General features: G+C 38.6%; 20 protein-coding genes and 1 tRNA gene. 16 read left to right on the top strand and 5 right to left on the bottom strand.

What is annotated here, in order from left to right; translation table 11 throughout:
• Nucleotides 1-42 precede the first annotated feature (42 nt).
• The 4 genes from gldL to hemL all read right to left on the bottom strand — a co-directional run bounded on the left by gldL (nucleotide 43) and on the right by hemL (nucleotide 4,509).
• The gene (gldL, locus tag RYK20_RS08015) at nucleotides 43-741 is read right to left on the bottom strand and encodes a gliding motility protein GldL (protein ID WP_314895029.1); all 699 of its coding nucleotides are present in this window, start codon (nucleotides 739-741) and stop codon (nucleotides 43-45) included.
• A gap of 45 nt (nucleotides 742-786) precedes the next feature.
• Nucleotides 787-2,172, bottom strand: coding sequence for a gliding motility lipoprotein GldK (gene gldK, locus RYK20_RS08010; RefSeq protein WP_314603029.1), 1,386 nt, complete (start codon nucleotides 2,170-2,172; stop codon nucleotides 787-789).
• A gap of 112 nt (nucleotides 2,173-2,284) precedes the next feature.
• A complete protein-coding gene (locus RYK20_RS08005) occupies nucleotides 2,285-2,800 on the bottom strand; it encodes a PAS domain-containing protein (protein ID WP_311457114.1) in 516 nt (171 codons plus the stop codon).
• Between the two features lie 413 nt (nucleotides 2,801-3,213).
• Nucleotides 3,214-4,509, bottom strand: a complete 1,296-nt coding sequence (gene hemL, locus RYK20_RS08000; RefSeq protein ID WP_314895028.1) for a glutamate-1-semialdehyde 2,1-aminomutase — start codon at nucleotides 4,507-4,509, stop codon at nucleotides 3,214-3,216.
• Nucleotides 4,510-4,644: 135 nt separating this feature from the next.
• Between hemL and RYK20_RS07995 the strand changes: the two genes are divergently transcribed.
• From RYK20_RS07995 to RYK20_RS07960, 8 genes are all read left to right on the top strand, one after another.
• Nucleotides 4,645-5,016 (top strand): hypothetical protein, encoded by a 372-nt coding sequence (locus RYK20_RS07995; RefSeq protein WP_314895027.1) that lies wholly within the window; start codon nucleotides 4,645-4,647, stop codon nucleotides 5,014-5,016.
• Nucleotides 5,017-5,390: 374 nt separating this feature from the next.
• A complete protein-coding gene (locus RYK20_RS07990) occupies nucleotides 5,391-5,633 on the top strand; it encodes a hypothetical protein (RefSeq protein ID WP_314895026.1) in 243 nt (80 codons plus the stop codon).
• A gap of 50 nt (nucleotides 5,634-5,683) precedes the next feature.
• Nucleotides 5,684-6,643 carry an MbnP family protein gene (locus RYK20_RS07985; RefSeq protein WP_314895025.1) on the top strand — a complete coding sequence of 320 codons (960 nt, stop codon included), beginning with the start codon at nucleotides 5,684-5,686 and terminating at the stop codon, nucleotides 6,641-6,643.
• A 172-nt stretch (nucleotides 6,644-6,815) separates the two neighbouring features.
• On the top strand, nucleotides 6,816-7,328 hold the full coding sequence (locus RYK20_RS07980) for a nitroreductase (protein ID WP_314895024.1): 513 nt from the start codon (nucleotides 6,816-6,818) through the stop codon (nucleotides 7,326-7,328).
• Nucleotides 7,329-7,387: 59 nt separating this feature from the next.
• Complete coding sequence (gene recN, locus RYK20_RS07975) at nucleotides 7,388-9,046, top strand: DNA repair protein RecN (RefSeq protein WP_314895035.1); 1,659 nt, start codon at nucleotides 7,388-7,390, stop codon at nucleotides 9,044-9,046.
• Between the two features lie 6 nt (nucleotides 9,047-9,052).
• A complete protein-coding gene (locus RYK20_RS07970) occupies nucleotides 9,053-9,409 on the top strand; it encodes a hypothetical protein (RefSeq protein ID WP_314895023.1) in 357 nt (118 codons plus the stop codon).
• Nucleotides 9,406-9,549 (top strand): hypothetical protein, encoded by a 144-nt coding sequence (locus tag RYK20_RS07965; RefSeq protein WP_314895022.1) that lies wholly within the window; start codon nucleotides 9,406-9,408, stop codon nucleotides 9,547-9,549. Before RYK20_RS07970 ends, RYK20_RS07965 begins: the two co-directional genes overlap by 4 nt.
• 32 nt (nucleotides 9,550-9,581) lie before the next feature.
• Nucleotides 9,582-11,441, top strand: a complete 1,860-nt coding sequence (locus tag RYK20_RS07960; protein WP_314895021.1) for an ABC-F family ATP-binding cassette domain-containing protein — start codon at nucleotides 9,582-9,584, stop codon at nucleotides 11,439-11,441.
• A gap of 32 nt (nucleotides 11,442-11,473) precedes the next feature.
• Here the strand turns inward: RYK20_RS07960 and RYK20_RS07955 are convergent, their stop codons facing one another.
• Nucleotides 11,474-11,899 (bottom strand): SlyB protein, encoded by a 426-nt coding sequence (locus RYK20_RS07955; RefSeq protein WP_314895020.1) that lies wholly within the window; start codon nucleotides 11,897-11,899, stop codon nucleotides 11,474-11,476.
• A 273-nt stretch (nucleotides 11,900-12,172) separates the two neighbouring features.
• On the opposite strand from RYK20_RS07955, the gene RYK20_RS07950 reads away from it, so the two are divergent.
• From RYK20_RS07950 to RYK20_RS07915, 8 genes are all read left to right on the top strand, one after another.
• Nucleotides 12,173-13,777: an L-lactate permease gene (locus RYK20_RS07950; protein WP_314895019.1), complete on the top strand. Its 1,605-nt coding sequence runs from the start codon at nucleotides 12,173-12,175 to the stop codon at nucleotides 13,775-13,777.
• Between the two features lie 6 nt (nucleotides 13,778-13,783).
• A complete protein-coding gene (locus tag RYK20_RS07945) occupies nucleotides 13,784-15,556 on the top strand; it encodes an alpha-amylase family protein (protein ID WP_314895018.1) in 1,773 nt (590 codons plus the stop codon).
• An 81-nt stretch (nucleotides 15,557-15,637) separates the two neighbouring features.
• The gene (locus RYK20_RS07940; RefSeq protein WP_314895017.1) at nucleotides 15,638-15,817 is read left to right on the top strand and encodes a hypothetical protein; all 180 of its coding nucleotides are present in this window, start codon (nucleotides 15,638-15,640) and stop codon (nucleotides 15,815-15,817) included.
• A gap of 78 nt (nucleotides 15,818-15,895) precedes the next feature.
• Nucleotides 15,896-17,242: a UDP-N-acetylmuramate--L-alanine ligase gene (murC, locus tag RYK20_RS07935; RefSeq protein ID WP_314895016.1), complete on the top strand. Its 1,347-nt coding sequence runs from the start codon at nucleotides 15,896-15,898 to the stop codon at nucleotides 17,240-17,242.
• Nucleotides 17,243-17,294: 52 nt separating this feature from the next.
• Nucleotides 17,295-17,376, top strand: a tRNA-Tyr gene (locus RYK20_RS07930).
• A 72-nt stretch (nucleotides 17,377-17,448) separates the two neighbouring features.
• A complete protein-coding gene (locus RYK20_RS07925) occupies nucleotides 17,449-18,441 on the top strand; it encodes a ketoacyl-ACP synthase III (RefSeq protein ID WP_314895015.1) in 993 nt (330 codons plus the stop codon).
• 15 nt (nucleotides 18,442-18,456) lie between these two features.
• Complete coding sequence (gene mnmA, locus RYK20_RS07920; RefSeq protein ID WP_314895014.1) at nucleotides 18,457-19,650, top strand: tRNA 2-thiouridine(34) synthase MnmA; 1,194 nt, start codon at nucleotides 18,457-18,459, stop codon at nucleotides 19,648-19,650.
• Nucleotides 19,651-19,732: 82 nt separating this feature from the next.
• Entirely contained in the window at nucleotides 19,733-20,641 is a 909-nt protein-coding gene (locus RYK20_RS07915) for a hypothetical protein (protein ID WP_314895013.1), read from the top strand.
• Nucleotides 20,642-20,890: the final 249 nt, after the last annotated feature.

Below are 20,890 nucleotides of genomic sequence, written 5' to 3'. Positions count from 1 at the left end.
TAAACTAAATTTTATTAAGTTAATGAATCAAATAATTTAGAATTATCTAGCACCGCCCATTGCGGAAAGCATACCACCATATACGTTATTGAGGGATCTCAAATGTTCTTTAAATGAATTAACTTGTGCGTTCAAAGAGTTAAGATTATCCACCATACCTTCTTGAGCATTTACCTGAAGTTCAGTTCTTTCAAGCTGAATACGATAAAGAGAGTTAAGGGCTTCAAGTTGTACAGCAGCAGTAGTAAGCTCTTCACCATATTTGTGAGTAGAAGCCACTGCATCAGCTGCAGGTCCTATATTCTTAGCTGCTCCTTCGAAGCTACGGATACTTCTAGCCAAAGAGTTCATTAATTCAGCATCAATATGAGCTTCTCTTAAGAGATTATCCAATTTCTCAGATAATGATTCGCGAATCACTTGGTCTTCTTGGCCTTGAGGAGCTGCTAATTGTTGTACTCCACCTGCATTGAAGTTAAGTTGTCTAGGTTCCCCTCCTGCTAGTTCAGGGAATACACGTGTCCAGTCTAATCCTTCTTCTATAGGCTCGAAAGCTGCGATAGCGAAGATAAGAGCCTCAGTAAGTAGCCCTATCGCTAAGAGAGTTCCCCCACCTACTTTAACAGGACCTAGAGGAAGTTCCCAGTGAAGAATTTTGAAAAGAGCCCCAATAATTACCACAGAAGCTCCCAAACCATAAACCATATTCATGATTTTTTTTGACGTCTTTGACTTTGCCATTTCTACTTTGTTTAATTTTTGTTATTTACTAATTTTTAATTTTTCTTATCTACGATTGGTCAAATTTCCTTTCTTAGTATCAATTCGTTGTACTCCCATAAAGCTTTGTACAGTACGGAAACCTATGTAACTACGAGCTGAATCCTGATACTCATAATCACGAGTAGCAACTTGGGTATAGAAAGCAACATCTTTCCAAGAACCTCCACGAATAACTTTACGTTTATTCTCCTTATCATTAGCATTCGGGTTCATTGAGGACATATATTCATATGAATTAGAATCATAAGAAGTATTTGTCCATTCAGATACGTTCCCTGCCATATTATAGAGGTTATATCCATTAGGATGATATGACTTAGCTTCTACAGTGTAAAGTGCATTATCGGCGGCATAGTCTCCACGTGAAGGCTTGAAGTTTGCCATAAAGCAGGCTTTGCTATCAGTAGAATAGGGACCTCCCCAAGGATAAGTAGCTCCTTCCAATCCCCCACGAGCTGCAAATTCCCATTCTGCTTCAGTAGGTAAGCGGAAAGCATTAACATCTTTCTTCTTTTTCGCTTTCTGGAAAGAATTTTTGTAAAGGGTACGCCATTCACAAAAAGCCTTTGCTTGTCTCCAAGAAACTCCTACTACTGGATACTCACTATAAGCATAGTGCCAAAAATAGTCATTGTGCATAGGCTCATTATAGGAATAGTTAAAGTCCTTAATCCACACTGTAGTATCAGGATATATTTTAACTATTTCCTCTTTTATAAAGTCTTTACGACCTTTTTTATGAGAACGAGCTGCGGCTTCTATATCCATCCACTGATATTTGAAAACAAGTTTTTCAACATCTAATGGGCGTCTTCCATTGTAAGTCTCCTCAATAGGTACATACATAGAATCCATTACTTCCACATAATGTTCATCAGGATACTTCTGCTTGTCCCAAATAAGTTTTACCTTTCTATTAATCTTACGGCTTTCAGGATTATCTTTATCACCATAATTTTCATACATATACTTGTCATAGGCAGTCATCTTCTCTTGGTCAGTATCCAGAAAAGCATATTTACCTATTCCTTCACCACCTGCTGATTGTCCGCTTTCTTCAGCCATAATAGCTAACTTACGACGTACAATAGAGTCACGTACCCAATTGACAAACTGACGATACTCTGCATTGGTGATCTCAGTATCATCCATATAAAAGGGGCTTACAGTTACCGTCTTAGTAGTAGCATCTTCTGTATGTGCTTTATCATAATCGGAACTTCCCATCACAAAAGCACCTCCTGGCACTAGAGTCATCCCATAAGGTTTAGGTTGTTTCCAGAGACCGCCTTTTTCTCCTACAAGCTCTCCTTGGTCATTCCCTCCCCCACAAGATACCACTAAGTATCCCATTAGAATAAGTGCTACTTTTTTTAGTTTCAATATCATAATCTACAATATTATTTAACGGGTCCACGGTAAGTACTTGATTCTCTTCCATAAGACACCTTAAAAGTCGTTTAATTTTTCACGAAATGGTTTTATAAAGCTTCTTTGAAACTTATTTGAATTCCAAGATTACATCCTCTATATAAGTGATATAATCTTTTCCTTGTTCTTTAAGGAATTGTTCAAAATATTTCTCACCTGCCTCTATTCCTCCAGCTTGCTCTACCTGCTGAATTTTTTGATAAAGAGGTGCTATATATTTCTCAATAGTTTGTTCAGGTACAGAGGTTCTACGCCCCATATAGTTAATAATCTGACCACTTGGATCACGAATAATATCGAAATCGGTAATTACCCAATAATATTCTCCAGATTTTGCTAAATTCTTAACAATTGCGTGGAAATTAATCCCTTTTTGGATATTATCCCAAAGAATTTTAAATATGGTTTTAGGCATATCTGGGTGACGAATCACACTGTGAGGCTTCCCTACAAGCTCTGCTTCTGTATATCCAGAAACATCCATAAATACCTGATTCACATACTCTATTGTCCCTTTAGCATCGGTTTTACTCATAATGGTTTTGGACTTATCCCAACCCACTTCTTTATTTACTGGTGTACTCATAAATCTAAATTATTTATTCGGCGCAAAGATATAAAATTATTTTTATAAACAAACAAAAAATGATTTTTTTTATTTTATTCTCATAAAAACTTATCAACCATTCTACAATGGCAATCATTTCCCAAATTATTTTTATTCCTACAAATATATAAAATCATATAGAAATAAGTTTTCTATTTTGAGAGTGCAAAATTATAGATTTTTTTTATCATTACAACCCTTTATTTAAAAAAAAACTTATTTTTTATCAACAATTCTAATTTTAGTTAAACATAAGTTTTTAGAATTTATAAAATATTTAAAATCAATTATTTGCAAAATTCATCTCCAATAGAGAACTATTTTTTTGTTAATAAAAATACATCTATTCAAGTCTTGAACAGATGTATTTTTGATTTATTCTTAATAATTTTCTAAATTTCTCCACTTGCTAGCGCTTCTCTAAGAGCTTCAAGCGTTGTATCTAAGTCGGCATAAGAAAGAGCATCATTTAGGAAGTAGCTTTCGTAGCCACTTGGAGGCAAATAAATTCCTCTAGAAAGCATTGCGTGGAAATACTTTTTGAAACGTGAATGATCTGCTCTCTGTGCTGAAGCAAAATCTGTTACGGGTTCCTCTGTAAAGAATACAGAACACATAGAGCCAAAGCGATTCACTTGATGAGGAATCCCTGCCTGGGTAAGGAGCTTTTGTATTCCTTCCTGTAGATAAGCCGTTTTCTTATCCAGACTTTCAAAAACTTCTGGCTGGTTCTCTATTTGCTCAAGCATTGCAAGCCCTGCGCTCATAGCTAAAGGATTCCCACTGAGAGTCCCTGCCTGATAGACAGCCCCCACAGGAGCTAGATGATCCATTATTTCAGTACGTGCTGCAAAAGCTGCCACAGGGAGTCCTCCGCCTATAACTTTTCCAAAAGTAACAATATCTGCTTGTATATGAAGTGCTTCCTGGGCACCTCCCTTGGCTAAGCGGAATCCTGTCATTACTTCATCCATAATAAAGAGAGCTCCGTGTTCTGTACAAATTGCTCGAAGAGCTTCTAAGAAACCTTCTTTAGGCAATACACAGCCCATATTTCCAGCTATAGGTTCTATGATAAGAGCCGCTATCTGGCCTGGGTAGGCTACAAAGAGTTCTTTTACCGAATCAATATCATTATAATTAGCTAAAAGAGTATCCTTTGCGGTTCCTTGGGTCACTCCAGGACTATTAGGCACTCCAAAAGTAGTGGCTCCACTTCCAGCTGCTATAAGAAAAGAATCGGAATGCCCGTGATAACAACCTGAGAATTTAATAATCTTATCTCTCTTGGTATAGCCTCTTGCCAATCGAATAGCACTCATACAGGCCTCAGTACCACTATTTACAAATCGTATTTTATCAACATTTGGCACCATAGAAAGTGCTTTCTGAGCAATTAATGTCTCTACCTCAGTAGGCATCCCAAAGGAGGTTCCTTTCTTAGCTCTCTGGGTTACCGCCTCAATCACTGGAGCATAAGCGTGCCCAAAGAGCAAAGGTCCCCACGAAGCTATATAATCAATCAGCTTATTACCATCGGCATCATATAGATAAGCTCCCTGAGCTTTTTCTACAAAAATAGGAGTTCCTCCCACTGCATTGAATGCACGAACAGGAGAATTCACCCCTCCTGGGAGTACCTGTTGTGCCTGCTTGAATAGTTCACTACTTCTTTTGTATTGTAACATCACAATCTTCTTTATTCATTGGTGCAAATATACAATAATAATATCATTTACCAATGTTATTTTTTTATTTTTCCAAATTAAAATTTTAACATTTTGAATTTAATAATTCTAAATTATTTTTTTTACCTTTGCCAAATGAAAAAGTCAATTTCCATCTCCCTTGCTTTATTGCTCCTGTGGATAAGTATCCAACAGGTAGGGGTGGTTATTTACTTTAAGATTAATCAATCTTATATAGAAACGCAGCTCTGTGAAAATAAAGACAAACCAGAGCTAGCGTGTCACGGAAAATGTTCCCTTAAGAAAGAACTAGAAAAGACCTCCTCTGAGAGTAAGCAAAAGTCCGTGTTACAAACTATAGAACTTCCTTTTCTCTGGACAGGGAATTATGAAACCCGCCCTATCTTCTTTCTTAACACTCCTTATCAAGAACCTTTTCACAAGGAAAACCTATCTGATGACTGTTTCTTTCAAGAACATCTGAGACCTCCCATTTTTAACAGCTAACACTCCTTGAGGGTCACTATACCCTTTTCAAAGATTGTTCAAAATTGTTTTGTAAGCGACTTTTGCGTCAATATATCAGCATTGACACCTAATTTCTTGGCAAAAATTTTTAGCCCATAGTAGAGTTATTAGTTCCTTATTGATTTCAGAACTATAATCTAGAGAAGTAAGTATAAGCGTATCTTGCTTTTAATAACAGTGCAAAAACAAATTTATCCGACAATCTCCTTAAATGGGTGCTTCTCTGTGAAGCCCTTTGCTGAACTATATTTCTAAAGATTTTTTGAATAAAATAGATTCGCATTCCCATTTAGACATTTCTAGCAACCATTTTTCTTTGTGCTTACAAAAAAAAGAGAATAAAGTCCTTTGTTGTGACTTATCGGAAGAGTTTGCTCATATCCGTAAGCCCCCAATCAGGATTTATAGCCTTACACGGTAGGGAGAACTATATTCTGTCATCAACCGATTCTCAAGGAACCTGTGAGGCATCCGCTATTGTAGACAGAAATAGAAATGCTTGCAAAATGGTTCGTAGAGGAAGCTATAGTAATATGGTACTGTTGTCATTCCTAACAGACAATATACCTTCATCAATAGTAAAAAAAACGAACTAAGAGATTTTAAAATTATTATTCCATAACCTTAATTAGTAAACTTTTTTTAAATGAAACAGATAAAAATCGCCTTATGTGCAGCCTTGGCAACTGCAATGCTTTCTTCTTGTAAAAAAGAAGATTCTAGTCCTTCTACGGGAAAAGGAAATTCCAATCCTTCTACAGGAAATGTTACACTTCAGTTTGAGAATGTTGTAAGTAATTCGCCTCTGCGCTTAGGAACAGAAGCGAGTAATGCAACCCCTTACACCTCCAACGGACAAATTATTAAGTTCAAGCAGCTTAAGTATGTCATCAGCAATATTGTTCTTATCAAAGAAGATGGCTCCAAAGTTCCCTACCACACCGAAGACCTAGAGAAAGGAGCTACTGTAATTGATGCAAGTGATGCCAACTCCTTGAGCTATGTCCTAAGTGAAATTCCTGTAGGAAACTACAAAGGAATTGAATTCGGATTAGGAGTAAAAAAAGAACTCAATAACCTAAAATTACAAGAGCGCTTTCCTAATTTCTACAGACTTACAGGAGCTTTTAACGATCCTGATAAACTTATGCACTGGGAATGGGCGAATGGTTATCGCTTTACCAAGATAGAAGGCTGGTATGGTAGTGAAAATAAAGCTATTTCTATCCATACAGGAAGTGCTTTCAAAGGTACCAAGACGGACGCTAATACTTGGGAACTTAACAGTGATCGTGATGCTTTCCGCTATATTACCTTGGACTTCCCTGCTGTCCTATCTGTAGGAGAGGCTCAAAGAAAAGTAGTCTTGACCGCCGATCTTGATAAGCTTATCAACGGTACCAATAAGATTACTCTAGAGGGAAATATCCCTACTGTTCATCACCTGACCAATATGTTTCCTTTTGTGAATAATATTGGAGGAAACCAGAATATCAATGGGGAAAAGATCGTTATTCTTGAAATCAATTCTACTAATCCAGCTACTAATCTCGATCAGGCTACATTTGATAAAAAAGGTATGTTCTCAGTGAAGAATATAGAATAATATCTCTTGTATTCATTGTTTTATTTATTAGAGACTACTCTTAGGAAAGAGTAGTCTCTTTTTCAATAAAGGTTAAAAATAATATCTTTATCGTCCTTTTAAAAAATTAACAATTCATCATTGAGAATTGATAATTAAATTTGTATTTTTGCCTTTTAAAAAAGAATACTTTATGAGCCATACAGCTAACTTACTCAAGCATATTATCAAGTCCAGAAAAAGTACTTTCCCAGCAGACTATACTCAAGAGCCCATAGCGCAAGAAATTATTGATGATCTTCTAGATATTGCTACCTATGCCCCCAATCATAAGAAAACCCTTCCTTGGCGACTGAAAGCTTTCCGAGGAGAAGAAAAAACAGCTTTAGGAACTGAACTTCAACGCTTATACAAAGAACACGTACCTGCTGAGAAATTCTCAGAAGATACCTATAATGAACTTGCTAAAAAGGTAAGCAGAACTGATACAATTATCTCTATCTGTGTAGAATTCAGTGGAAAAGTACCTCAATGGGAAGAAGTTGCTGCAGTAGCAATGGCTGTGCAGAATATGTACTTGCTCTGTACCGCTTATGAGCTAGGCTGTTACTGGGGAACTCCTGCTTTTGCCCCTAAGCTAAAGGATTTTCTACATCTTGGTGAAAATCAAGAATGTTATGGAATTTTCTTTGTAGGCAATCTTTAATTATCCTTAACTATAACATCTGTAGCTAGTTAGCTATTTATAACCTATTATTGTTTATCGTGTTACAATCATTAGCCATTAAGAATTTTGCCCTTATTGAGGATATCAAATTAGATTTTTCAGAGGGCTTTACCATCATAACAGGAGAGACTGGTTCAGGGAAGTCCATTCTCTTAGATGCTCTTTCACTAGTATTAGGCAAGCGTGCAGACCTAAGCTCTCTACGCAATCGGGAAGAAAAATGTGTAATAGAAGCTGAATTTTCCTTAGGAAATTATCCCTTAGCCTCTTTCTTTGCAGAAGAAGAGCTAGATTATGACGATACCACAATTATCCGAAGAGAAATTCTCCCTTCAGGAAAATCCCGTGCTTTCATTAATGATAGTCCTGTGACTCTGGAAGTACTTTCCCAGCTAGGAAAATCCCTGATAGACATTCATTCTCAGCACGATACACAACAGCTCAGTGAGGAAGAATTTCAGTTTTTCCTCATCGACTCCTTAGCGGGGAACACAAGCCTTCTAGAAGAATACCAAGAAACGCTAAAGCTCTATAGAAAAGAAAATAAAAAGCTAAAAGAACTTTTGGACTTCCAGAAGAACACTCAGAAAGAACACGATTACAACACCTTCGTACTAGAGGAGTTACAAGAAGCTCATTTAGAGGAAGGAATGCAGGAAGAACTGGAGGAATATTACAAGCAAGCTTCCAATAGTGAATCCATTCGGGATAATCTTTCCGAATCCGCACGACTCCTTAGTGAAGAGGAAACAGGAATTATGACACAGATGCGGGAGCTCAGCTCTCTTTTCTCTCGTTTAAGTCCTTACAGTGAAACCTATAATGACCTATATAAGCGCTTGGACTCTTGTTATATAGAACTAGATGACATTTCCCGTGAGATATATGACCTAGCTGACAATATAGAATTTGACCCTAAACAACTTGTCCGCGTACAGAAAAAGCTCCAGAAAATCTATGATTTACAGAAAAAACATAAGGTAAGTACCGTAAAAGAGCTTATGGAGATAGAGGAAGAGTACGCTCAGAAGGTAACCCAGATGGAGAATATTGAAGGAGACATCCTCCTACAAGAGAAAGTTGTAGCCAATCACCTGAAAGAACTTAATTCTTTAGCCCAAAAGCTCCATACTACTCGTGAGAAAGTAGTGCCTACCCTTACCAAGAGCCTACAGAGCACCCTAAAAGACCTAGGAATGCCCAATGCTCAGTTCCAAATAAGCCTCACTCCTACTGAGGAATATCTGTCTCTTGGGAATGACCATCTTTCTTTCCTTTTTTCTGCAAATAAAGGAGGGAACTTTGGCTTACTGAAGAAAACAGCTTCCGGAGGAGAGCTCTCACGTATTATGCTTACAATCAAGCATCTGTTGGCTACTAAGATTGCACTTCCCACGATTATCTTTGACGAAATAGATACAGGCGTCTCTGGGGAAATTGCTCATAAGATGGGAGAGATTATGAAACAGATGAGCCAGAGCCGACAAGTTTTTGCCATCTCACATCTTCCACAGGTAGCTAGTAAGGGAGATGCCCATATCAGAATCTATAAAACAGATATTGCAGGACGTACCACCACTCAGTTCCAAGTACTTTCCTATGAAGAACGTATAGAGGAAATCGCTCAAATGCTCGGAGGAAAGAACATCACCGAATCGGCAAGGGAACACGCCAAGCAACTTCTTTCAAAAAATTAGAAACTTATGACTCACCTGACCATCCAAGGAAGGAGCCTTACTGCTATGGAATGGGGAAATAGGTTGTTACTACTCATTTTGACTATTTCTTTTGCTAGTGCAGTAGGTTATAGCTTTCTAACAGACACTCTTGACCTAATAGGTATTCTGTTTGGTATTCTTCTGGGAGGAACTAGTGCTTCAATGAGCATTTATACACTCATAATGATTTTTGAAGAGTACAAATACACCCTATACACCCTCGTTATCCGTGGCGAGAAACTAAAAATACATTATAAAGAACAGATTTTACATTCTTTGGAGAAAGATGCTATCAAAATGGCTCATTTTTTTAACCTCTCAGAGAAAAAAGATATAAGATGAGTAAACCCTTCTTAGACTTATTCACAAAAGAGAAAGGGCGCATCCTACATCTGTGGATTGAATATAAGGATTATGAAGCCTTAAAAGCCTATTTTATAGAACAACATATCCCTGTAAAGGACGAAGTAATCTTTCTCTAAGACTAATAACAAACTCCTAAAATATCCTCAATTTGAATTATTTATCAGTAGAAAACATATCCAAATCATTCGGAGAGCGTGTACTTTTCGAAAATGTATCCTTTGGCATCAACAAAGACCAGAAAATAGCCCTAATTGCCAAGAATGGAAGTGGGAAAAGCTGTCTGTTACGCATCCTCACTGGAGGAGACACCCCTGATACAGGGCAAGTAGTTAAGCGTAATGGCTTACAAATGGCTTTTCTTTCTCAAGAGCCTGAATTACCAGATGAACTGAGCATAGAAGATTTTATTTTTCAGCAAGAGAATCCTATCCTGAAAATAATCCAGCAGTACGAACACGCCCTGCTTCATCCTGAAGATGAGGTTACCTACCAGAAAGCTTTTGAGGCAATGGAACGGCATAATGCTTGGGACTTCGAGACCCAATACAAGCAAATTCTCTTCCAGCTAAAGCTCACCGATCTACAGCTTCCCATAAAGCATCTCTCTGGAGGACAACGCAAAAGGCTTGCCCTTGCCAATGTACTTATCAGTAAGCCTGACCTTATCTTCCTTGACGAGCCTACCAACCACCTTGACCTAGAAATGATAGAGTGGCTAGAGAACTTCTTTGCCAAGGAGAAGATGACCTTATTTATGGTTACTCACGACCGCTACTTTCTTGAGCGGGTCTGTAATGAAATCCTAGAACTGGACGGAGGAAACCTATATAGCTATAAGGGAAACTATTCTTATTTTTTAGAGAAAAAAGAACAACGCCTTCAGCAAGAACAAGCCTCACAGGAAAAAGCTAAGAACTTATACGTAAGAGAACTAGAATGGATGCGTAGGCAACCCAAAGCACGTACCACCAAAAGCAAATCTCGTATTGATGACTTTGCCCTGATCAAAGAACAAGCACAGAAGCGCAGAAAAGAACACGTAGTAGAGCTAGAAATAGCTATGCAACGCCTAGGAAGCAAAATCATAGAACTGCATAATGTGGTCAAGAAATTCCCTGAGAAGACGATTCTAGAACGTTTCTCCTATGTATTCAAGCGAGGAGAACGAGTAGGTATCATAGGAAAGAATGGGACAGGGAAGAGTACTTTTCTTAACCTACTTACAGGGAAGGTACAGCCCGATGGTGGAAAGATTATTATAGGAGAAACCGTCCAATTTGGTTATTATACCCAGCAGGGAATCGAAATCAATCCACAAGAGAAGGTTATAGATGTCATTAAGAAATATGGCGAATATATTCCTCTACTCAAGGGGCGCACCCTCTCGGCTGCACAGCTTCTAGAACGTTTTCTTTTTGACCGTAAGAAGCAATATGATTATGTAGAAAAGCTCAGTGGAGGAGAGCGCAAGCGATTATATCTATGTACTGTCCTAATACAGAATCCTAACTTCCTGATACTGGACGAACCTACCAATGACCTAGATATCGTTACCCTAAATGTCCTTGAGGAGTTCTTACTGGATTATGAGGGTTGCCTCGTGATTGTCTCCCACGACCGCTATTTTATGGATAAGATTGTGGATCATCTTTTTGTATTCAAGGGAGAAGGAGAAGTACAGGACTTTCCTGGAAATTATTCAGATTACTTTACCTATGAGCAATCTATTCCTAAGGAAAGCAAAGTGGAGGAAAAAGAAGTAACCAAGAACTCGTGGCGAGGAGCGAACAATCCTCTTTCTCAGAGTGAACAACGTGAGTTTGCCCGCTTAGAAAAAGAAATTCCTGAACTAGAAGCGAAAAAGCAAACCATAGAAGCCACTTTTACTAGTGAAAGCCTCTCCACAGAACAGATTCAAGAGCTCTCTGAGGCACTAAGTGAGATTATAGATTCTTTAGAAGAAAAAACAAATCGTTGGTTGGAACTTTCTATCAAATCAGAAATGTAAGTTCTCTTACATTTCTGATTTTTAAAATTTCTCTAATTGTTTTGTTCAGAAAAATCCACTTTTACTCCTGTTTTAGCTATCTTTTGCTGGATTTTGCTAATTTCTTTTTGGATTTTCTCTATTTTTTTATTACTTTTTGCTAGGCGACTATTGATTTTTTCTGCCTTTTTAAGCTCTTTTTGTGCTTTTTTCGCCTGAGAAGCTGTAGCTTCAGCAGAACTAGCTTCGGAGAAAGCCACTGTGCGATTATTCGCATTTTCATTTATCTGCTGAGCCTCCTGTTGCAAAGAAGCATTAGTAGCCTGCTCCTGAGTAAGTTTCATTTGCAAGCTATTAAGTTCTGTATTTAAGGCTAAAGCTTTCTGCTCGTTCTCCAAACGCTTCATTTCTGGAGATTTTCCACCTCCACAAGCCACTAAAAAGAATATCAATGAACTACAATACAATACTTTTTTCATATAAAAATAATTTATTCTTAAATGGCAAAAATACAGATTTAATACAAAAACATTAGGAAATTTAACTTTTTTAACATTATTCTTGAATTTCATTTAGCCTATGAATACAGAAAGAAGAGTTCAAAGAGGATTTTTTTCTTAAATAAAAATTATTTTTTTAGGAAAAATCCCTCTAAAAGTTTGTTTTATGTCTGAAAAGTTTTATTTTTGCACAAATTTTAAAGCGGTGTCCGAAAAGCTAACAGAGTAGGAGAATAAACTAACTAAACTCATATGGAACTTTTCTTAAGTATTTTTCCTATTGTATTACTTATCTACTTAATGGTTAAGCGCAATGCTTTTCCCTCATATGTAGCCCTTCCCTTAATTGGTGGACTGGTATACTTATTACAACTATTCTATTTTAAGAATGAATTTATTATTCTGAATGCTAATATAGTTTCAGCTATTGTATCGGTATTTACTCCTATTTCCGTTATTTTCGGAGCAGTACTATTCAATCGTATGATGGAAGTTACTGGTGCGATGAATACCCTGAGACATTGGCTGGGAAATATCAGTCCTAACCCTGTGGCACAGCTGATGATTATTGGATGGGCATTTGCATTTATGCTAGAAGGTGCCAGTGGTTTTGGTACTCCTGTGGCAATTGCGGCACCTATTCTTGTGGGACTAGGCTTCAAGCCCTTACAAGTAGTTATGCTAGCCTTAGTAATGAACTCTGTTCCTGTCTCTTTTGGAGCGGTAGGCACCCCTACTTGGTATGGTTTTGGCACCTTGCTTAATAGTGGATCTATTGGAGAGAAAGAAGTTACTCTTATAGGTCAAATCACTGCTCTGATACATTTCTTGGCAGGTTTTGTGATTCCTATATTAGCATTGCGATTCATTGTCAGCTGGAAGCAAGTACGAGAGAATATAGTCTTTATCCTCATCAGTATTCTTTCTTGTACTCTCCCCTACCTGCTTATTGCTCAGTTCAATTATGAGTTTCCTTCTCTTGTAGGAGGTGCTATAGGCTTATTTATTTCAGTATTTGTAGCGGGTAAGGGTATCGGCTTAAAAAAGAGCGAAGAGGCTCAGGAGAAATCCCCTATCGCTTTAGGCACCCTAATAAAAGCACTCTCTCCTACCCTTATGCTTATTATCATTCTTGTTCTTACCCGTATCAAACAACTTCCCCTAAAGGAAATGATGAATGACACTACCAACTTGTTTAATTTTTCACTGGGAGAAATAGGAGATATACGAGTAAGCAAAGGACTTATTTTTAGCTTAGAGAACATTTTTGGCACAGGTGTTTCAGATAGCTATAAGCTTCTATATACTCCAGCACTAATTCCCTTTGTGGTTACTGTTCTGATTTCTATTGGAATTTTCAGTATTTCTTGGGGAAATACCCGACAGCTTTTTATGAGTAGCTTTAAGCAAATCCAGAAACCTTTCCTTGCCCTAGTAGGCGCAATGATTATGGTGAAGCTTATGATGATAGGAGGGAAAGATTCTATGACACAGATTATTGGAGCAGGGCTTGCCAATACTACCCAACAATACTGGGTATCATTTGCTTCTTTCTTAGGGGCTGTAGGCGCCTTTTTCTCAGGTTCCAATACGATTTCCAATGTTACCTTTGGGGCTGTACAGTATTCTGTAGCGGAATCGGCAGGGCTTTCTATTCCTCTGATTCTAGCGCTTCAATCGGTAGGGGGAGCAATGGGGAATATGGTATGTATTAATAACATTATTGCGGGTTGTTCCGTACTAGGTATAGAAAATGCAGAAGGTACCATTCTGAAAAAGACTGTTATTCCTATGCTTGTATATGGAGCTATTGCCGCTTTAGGAGCGTACTTAGTTATCCAGCCCTTATTCTTCTAATTTGCTATGAAAAAGATCATCTACCAAGTTCTGGTAAGGCATTTTGGCAATAGCCAGACTCGTAATATTCCTTATGGCACCATTGAGGAGAACGGTGTAGGAAAATTCTCTGATTTCACAGAAACAGCCCTCAAGGGCATTCGTGAACTAGGGGTTACTCACATCTGGCTTACGGGTGTATTACACCACACCTTGGTAGGTAACTATACTCATATAGGCATCCCTAATGATATTCCGTATCTGGTAAAAGGGCGGGCAGGTTCTCCTTATGCCATAAAGGATTATTATAATGTCAATCCTGACTTAGCGGACGATCCTGAAAGGCGCCTAGAAGAATTTACCCAATTGGTAGAGCGCATTCACCAGCAGGGAATGAAAGTGATTATAGATATTGTCCCCAATCACATAGCCAGGCAATATCACTCTATTTCACTTCCTAAAGGAGTGAAGAACTTCGGGGAAGATGACAATACTAGTGTTACCTATGCCCGAAACAATAATTTTTATTACAATATAGGGGAAAAATTACAGCTCCCTACTACTGCAGTCGCTTATAAGATAGGAGAAGCCTCCCTTGAGGCATTACAGGAGTCTTCCTATGAGGAATTTCCGGCTAAATGGACAGGAAACACCCGTAGTTCGTCACCAGAAATTACTGATTGGTATGAGACCATTAAGCTTAACTATGGGGTGACTCCTGATGGAAAGAAAGATTTTGACACCCTTCCTGAATTTTTCAGGCGATTAGGCTGTGAAGAGCATCAGTTCTTCTGGCGTAATAAAATCATTCCTGATACGTGGATCAAAATGAAGCATATTGTAGAATTTTGGCTTTCCTTAGGAGTAGATGGCTTTCGGTATGATATGGCTGAAATGGTTCCTGTGGAGTTCTGGAGCTACCTAAACTCTTTTATCAAAATAAAGAATCCCTGTAGTGTTCTCATAGCAGAGATCTATAACCCAGCTCTCTATGAAGATTTTCTAAGGTTGGGAAAGATGGATTATCTATATAACAAAGTAGGCTTATATGATACCCTGAGAGACATTATCTGTTATGAGCACTCCACCGATAGGATAGATGAAGCAGAGGCATCCTTAAGTTATATGGGAGCATCTATGCTTAATTTCCTAGAGAATCACGATGAGCAACGCATTGCCTCTTCTGCCTTTGCGGGAGATGCTAAGCGTGCCTTACCTGCTATGGTTGTTAGTACATTCCTCCACGAATATGCTGCTACAATGATTTATGCTGGGCAAGAAGTAGGCGAACGTGCTGAAGAACAAGCTGGTTTTGGGAGTCCCTCACGTACTTCTATCTTTGATTATATAGGGGTACCAGCCCTACAACGATGGACTAACCAACACGCTTTTGACGGCGGGATGCTTTGCGAAGAAGAACAATGGCTCAGGGATTATTACCGACGACTTTTACAACTTCCCGTGAAGGGAACTTTCGAGAATATCCATCAGTATAACCGAGCACATACCCCTTACTATAATGATAAGGTGTATAGCTTTGTAAGGGAAGATGTATGGGAAAAATGGATTATCATCACCAACTTCAGCCCTAGAGATTCTTTTGGTTTTGACTTAGCTCTCCCTCCTTATCTCTTAGAAAGGAGAAAACTCCCTGATGGAGCTTATCCTATTACTGACCAGCTCTATGGAACTGTACAAACTACCCTTCATATACAAGGCACCCAAGCCCACTTACGGGTAGAGATAGCTCCTTTGCAATCCTTAATATTTCTATTTGACCATCGCTTGCTTCGTTTATAATTTTTATGTTAAATTTCTTTTATTTATAATGTAGGTTTTGTAATTTTGCTCTATTCTAACAAAATTCAAAATTACACATTTATGAATACTACAAAAGCCTCTGTCCTTTTTGGAATAGGACTATTTATTTCATTTATTTTCTGTTTTTTATACCTACTTGATTGTAGCGTATTGGAAAGTATTACCTTTTCCGCCATCACCTCTTTCCTCTCAGCGGTTACTTGGTTCAAGACAACTTCGTATTTTCTGCATAAGAAGTAAAAAAAATTTGCCTAGGAGGTACAAATGTATTACCTTTGCTAAAGAAATAAAACAGACCTCCTTAACAGCATATCAAGAATGGAACATATCTATTTTATAGGAATTGGAGGGATAGGAATGTCTGCTCTAGCTCTATACTTTCACTCCAAAGGAAAAGAAGTACGAGGCTATGACCGAACTCCTTCCGACATTACTCATTCCCTTGAAGAAAAAGGGATTGCAATAACCTTTACTGAAGATTTGGACTTTATCCCCAAGCATTACACTCCTGAAAATACACTAGTGGTATACACCCCTGCTATTCCTAAAGAGCATAGGCAGTTGGTGTATTTTCAAGAACATCAGTACAAAGTGTGTAAGCGCTCAGAAGTACTAGGACTGATCACACAGGAAAGTTTTTGCCTTGCAGTAGCGGGTACCCACGGGAAGACTACTACTAGTAGTCTTCTAGCCCATCTTTTGGTAGAGAATAATGCCCCTGTGAGTGCTTTTTTAGGGGGTATCTGTGAGAACTTCCAAAGCAATTTTATCTGCAAAGGAACAGAGATTACCGTAGTGGAAGCTGATGAATTTGACCGTTCTTTCTTGCGCCTCTCTCCTACCATTGCCTGCATTACAGCAGTAGATGCTGACCACTTAGACATCTATGGTGATGAAAAGGAGTTTCTCAAAGGTTTTGAAGACTTTACCCATCGAATAAAAGAGGGAGGAAAACTGATTGTTCGTAAAGGAATTCCTTTTGAGGGACTCTCCTATGGACTGGAATCTGGCTGTGATTATCAAATTACGAAGGTAAGAATAGAAAACGGAGGCTATCTCTTTGATATAGAATATACAAATCCAGAAAATGGAGAGAAACAAATCGCTCCTAACTGTCGCCTATATAAGCCTGGTGAACATCATCTATTGAATGCTCTCGCTGCAGTTGCGGTAGCACATCAGGCAGGGTTTGACCTTATAGCTTTAGGAAAAGCTTTGAGTACTTTCAAAGGAGTGAAGCGTCGTTTTTCTTATATCATTAATACTGAAAAACAAGTATTTATAGATGACTATGCTCACCACCCTACTGAACTCAATGCCTTATACAATGGTGTAAGGACAATGCATCCTAATGAAGAGATTACAATTCTATTCCAGCCCCATCTTTTCACCCGTACTCGGGATTTTGCGGAAGGATTTGCCAAGAGTCTTTCTCAGTTTGATAGAGTGGTATTATTGGATATCTATCCTGCACGGGAACTTCCTATTGAAGGAATTACCTCTGAATGGTTGCTTTCTCAGATAGAGAATCCGAATAAGATACTGATTGAGAAATCAAGAATTACGGACTATTTACGAGAAAACCCAGCTCCCGTACTAGTGCTTGCAGGAGCAGGAGATATCGGGGTTGAAGTGGAAACGATAAAAAACTTCTTAGAAAAATAGACTAAAAACTTGCACAAATAAAAAAAAGTCCGTACTTTTGCGCCCGAAATAAGGGAAGATACTCAAGCGGCCAACGAGGGCAGACTGTAAATCTGCTGGTTTTACCTTCGCAGGTTCGAATCCTGCTCTTCCCACAGAGTCATTCTTAGTGAATGGCTTTTTTTATTTATAACTGAGGAATAACCTAATAACCCCTATTGTGAACAATGAAAAGTTATATTAAAGCTATTTCCACCTACTTTCCTAAGCAAATTCTCACTAATGATGCTATCTCAGAAGAGTTTCCTGAATGGAATAGTGAGAAAATTCTTCAAAAAATAGGTATTCAGGAGCGTCATATTGCTTCAAAAGAGGAATGTGCTTCTGATATGGCTTCACAGGCTGTTCTTCAGCTCATTGAGGAACATCAGTTGGATAAAGATAAGATTGATTTCTTACTTCTCTGTACCCAAACCCCTGACTACATTCTCCCTACTACAGCTTGTATTGTACAGGATAAAGTAGGCTTACCCACCGATTGTGCTGCGTTAGATATCAATCAAGGATGTTCAGGATATATCTATGGGTTATCTGTTGCTAGTGGGCTTATTGCCTCTGGAAATTTCAAGAAGGTGGTACTGGTTACTGTAGATACTTATTCCAAATATATTCACCCTAAGGACAAGGGAAACCTAAGTATCTTCGGAGATGCTGCTACTGCTACTCTCATCACCCCTGAAGGGGATTATGAGATTAAGCAACCTACCTTAGGGACTGACGGCTCTGGTGCTGAAAACCTTATTATTCGCAACGGTGGTACAAGACAGGCTCGGAATGAAAATCCAGAGGATTTGGACAATTTTATTGATATGAAAGGGGGAAAAATATTCAATTTTATTGTGAAACGTACCCCAGAAGTTATTCAAGCCAATTTAGCCTTAAATGGATGGCATTTTGAAGATATAGATCTTTTTATATTTCACCAAGCCAACACACACATCTTGGAAAAAGTGCGTCAGGATATGGAGATTCCTGTAGAGAAATTCGTTATCGAAATGCGGGATTATGGCAATACCATTTCTTCTACCATTCCTATTGCTTTTTCCGAGCACCTACGAAAGTTTCCCAAAAAGCCGAAAGAAAAGATTCTTTTCGTAGGCTTTGGAGTAGGGTATTCGTGGGGGGCTATTTGTATAGAAACAGTCAAAAAACAAGCGTAAAAAGGAGCAAAAGATATGAAAAGAGTGGTTGTTGGGCTTAGTGGAGGTGTTGATAGCAGTGTTGCTGCCTACCTCCTACAGCAGGAAGGTTACGAGGTCATTGGGTTATTTATGAAAAATTGGCACGATGATTCGGTAACCATTTCCGATGAGTGCCCTTGGCTTGAGGATAGCAATGACGCCCTACTAGTAGCTGAGAAACTAGGAATTCCTTTTCAAACAGTAGATATGAGTGTGCCTTATAAGCAACGTATTGTGGATTATATGTTCCGTGAATATGAGCGAGGGCGTACTCCTAACCCTGATGTTCTGTGTAACCGAGAAATTAAGTTTGATACCTTTATGGAACTAGCCTTAAGCTTAGGAGCTGACTATGTTGCCACAGGACATTACTGCCAGAAAAGAGTACTTTCTACAGGTGGAGCGCCTATTTACCAGCTTTTAGCAGGTGCCGATGCCAATAAAGACCAGTCCTATTTCCTCTGCCAGCTCTCCCAAGAACAGCTCAGCAAAGCCCTTTTTCCTATTGGTCACCTACAGAAATCCCAAGTACGTGCTATCGCTAAGGAGATAGGACTAGTAACTGCTGAAAAGAAGGATTCACAAGGCTTATGCTTTGTAGGGAAAGTGCGCTTACCTGAATTCCTCCAACAGCAATTAGCTCCAAAAGAGGGCATTATCATTGAAATTCCTTCCACTTGGCAGGGATACCAGGCCAAGCAAAATCTCAAACTTTTCGAGTGTTATGAAGATGAACTCCTCTATCACTCCCAAAAGTACGCGTATGAACCTACCGATGGCAAGGTCGTAGGCAAACATCAAGGGGCGCATTATTTTACTATTGGACAACGAAAAGGGCTCAATGTAGGAGGAACTCCTGAACCTCTCTTTGTCATTGATACAGATATACAGAAGAACATCATCTATGTAGGGCAAGGGCATAGCCACCCTGGCCTAATGAGAAAGGCTTTATTGGTAAAAACAGAGGATATTCACTGGATTCGCAAGGACTTGGCTTTACACTTGGGGGAGTCAATGGAAGTTGAAGCTCGTATCCGCTACCGACAACCCCTGCAGAAAGCGCAATTATACCTCTCTCACGAGGGCTTATTTGTAAATTTCGAAACTCCTCAGAGTGCCATTACCTCAGGACAATTTGCAGCTTGGTATATAGGAGAAGAACTAATTGGCTCTGGCGAAATTTGTTAAATTTTTATTTTAATTGCAAAAAAATCTTTTTTTTCGATTTTTTTTTATAAGTTTGCTTTTGAAAAAATAGAAACGTTATTTTATGTCACAAACAGAATTACGGGGAGCTGATAGCTCCGAGAAGAAAAAAGGAGGTGGCTTGCTGGTTGCTCTACTTTCGATTGCCTTAGCTGGTACAGGAGGATATGCTTTCTATCAGCATGGGGAGGCTGCCAAAAAAGAAGCTGCTATTCTTGAGAAACGCAATGAAACCATCAAGGAACTTGAAACACTCCAGAAAGATTATGATTCGGCTGTAACCGTATCCAAACAGAATGCTGATGAACTAGCAGAAGCGAAAATTCGCATTGCTCAGTATATTGATTCGCTTAAATCAATGAAAGCAGACATCAATATTCTATTCAAGTATCGAGATCAAGTAGATTTGCTTAAGAAAGAACGCAACCGCCTATTGGCTATCAATGATTCCTTGCGCAAGTATAACATTCATATCACACAACAACGTGATAGTACAGCTACAGCTCTTAATCAGCGGACAGTACAGCTGGATTCCATCTCAAGGAAAGCCAAAGAGCTTAGCCAAGTGATTGATGAAGGTTCTATCCTTACCCTGAAGAGCCTTGTTGCTGAAGGAGTCAAAGAAAAATCCGATGGCAGATATATAAACAAGGAACGTGCTTCGGCTACCGACAAAATAAAAGTATGCTACACTGTAGGAATGAACCGCATTGCTCCTGTAGGAAATAGAACTTTTTATGTGCAGATTACCAGCCCTAACGGAATCACCCTAGGAGAGAATGATACGGTATCTGAAGGTGAGAGAACTGTTAATTACAGTGCAGTAAGAACTTTTCTCTATGAGAGAAACCCTGTAGATGTATGTGAATATATTAGCTCTATTACTAAAAAATATGAAAGTGGAGTATATACAATCACTGTTTTTGATGAAAAATTACGGGAAATAGGAAAAACAGAAGTTCGATTACGTTAAATACTATAAGAAAACAGATATAAAAAAGGCTCTTGAAAGAATTTTTTCAGGAGCTTTCTTATTTTTCTCCTTGCTTTTATAGATAATGTAAGTTGAGGTTAGCTAATACCCTTTCTTGATAGGATGAACTTGAAATGTATAGCCAATAAATAGATATGATAAAAAAGACTACCCTTTTGGGATAGTCTTTTGTGAAAGTGGGTCCTACTGGATTCGAACCAGTGACCCTCTGCTTGTAAGGCAGATGCT

The organism is uncultured Capnocytophaga sp., assembly GCF_963525585.1.
Classification (GTDB): Bacteria; Bacteroidota; Bacteroidia; order Flavobacteriales; family Flavobacteriaceae; genus Capnocytophaga.
The sequence above is the reverse complement of the archived record's forward strand: the minus strand, read 5'-3'. Positions and strand labels throughout refer to the sequence as shown.

Excerpts from the sequence above, each read along its gene's own strand:
- gldL (WP_314895029.1), bottom strand. The coding sequence starts at position 741 with ATGGCAAAGTCAAAGACGTCAAAAAAAATCATGAATATGGTTTATGGT.
- gldK (WP_314603029.1), bottom strand. The coding sequence starts at position 2,172 with ATGATATTGAAACTAAAAAAAGTAGCACTTATTCTAATGGGATACTTA.
- RYK20_RS08005 (WP_311457114.1), bottom strand. The coding sequence starts at position 2,800 with ATGAGTACACCAGTAAATAAAGAAGTGGGTTGGGATAAGTCCAAAACC.
- hemL (WP_314895028.1), bottom strand. The coding sequence starts at position 4,509 with ATGTTACAATACAAAAGAAGTAGTGAACTATTCAAGCAGGCACAACAG.
- RYK20_RS07995 (WP_314895027.1), top strand. The coding sequence starts at position 4,645 with ATGAAAAAGTCAATTTCCATCTCCCTTGCTTTATTGCTCCTGTGGATA.
- RYK20_RS07985 (WP_314895025.1), top strand. The coding sequence starts at position 5,684 with ATGAAACAGATAAAAATCGCCTTATGTGCAGCCTTGGCAACTGCAATG.
- RYK20_RS07980 (WP_314895024.1), top strand. The coding sequence starts at position 6,816 with ATGAGCCATACAGCTAACTTACTCAAGCATATTATCAAGTCCAGAAAA.
- RYK20_RS07970 (WP_314895023.1), top strand. The coding sequence starts at position 9,053 with ATGACTCACCTGACCATCCAAGGAAGGAGCCTTACTGCTATGGAATGG.
- RYK20_RS07965 (WP_314895022.1), top strand. The coding sequence starts at position 9,406 with ATGAGTAAACCCTTCTTAGACTTATTCACAAAAGAGAAAGGGCGCATC.
- RYK20_RS07955 (WP_314895020.1), bottom strand. The coding sequence starts at position 11,899 with ATGAAAAAAGTATTGTATTGTAGTTCATTGATATTCTTTTTAGTGGCT.
- RYK20_RS07950 (WP_314895019.1), top strand. The coding sequence starts at position 12,173 with ATGGAACTTTTCTTAAGTATTTTTCCTATTGTATTACTTATCTACTTA.
- RYK20_RS07945 (WP_314895018.1), top strand. The coding sequence starts at position 13,784 with ATGAAAAAGATCATCTACCAAGTTCTGGTAAGGCATTTTGGCAATAGC.
- RYK20_RS07940 (WP_314895017.1), top strand. The coding sequence starts at position 15,638 with ATGAATACTACAAAAGCCTCTGTCCTTTTTGGAATAGGACTATTTATT.
- murC (WP_314895016.1), top strand. The coding sequence starts at position 15,896 with ATGGAACATATCTATTTTATAGGAATTGGAGGGATAGGAATGTCTGCT.
- RYK20_RS07925 (WP_314895015.1), top strand. The coding sequence starts at position 17,449 with ATGAAAAGTTATATTAAAGCTATTTCCACCTACTTTCCTAAGCAAATT.
- mnmA (WP_314895014.1), top strand. The coding sequence starts at position 18,457 with ATGAAAAGAGTGGTTGTTGGGCTTAGTGGAGGTGTTGATAGCAGTGTT.
- RYK20_RS07915 (WP_314895013.1), top strand. The coding sequence starts at position 19,733 with ATGTCACAAACAGAATTACGGGGAGCTGATAGCTCCGAGAAGAAAAAA.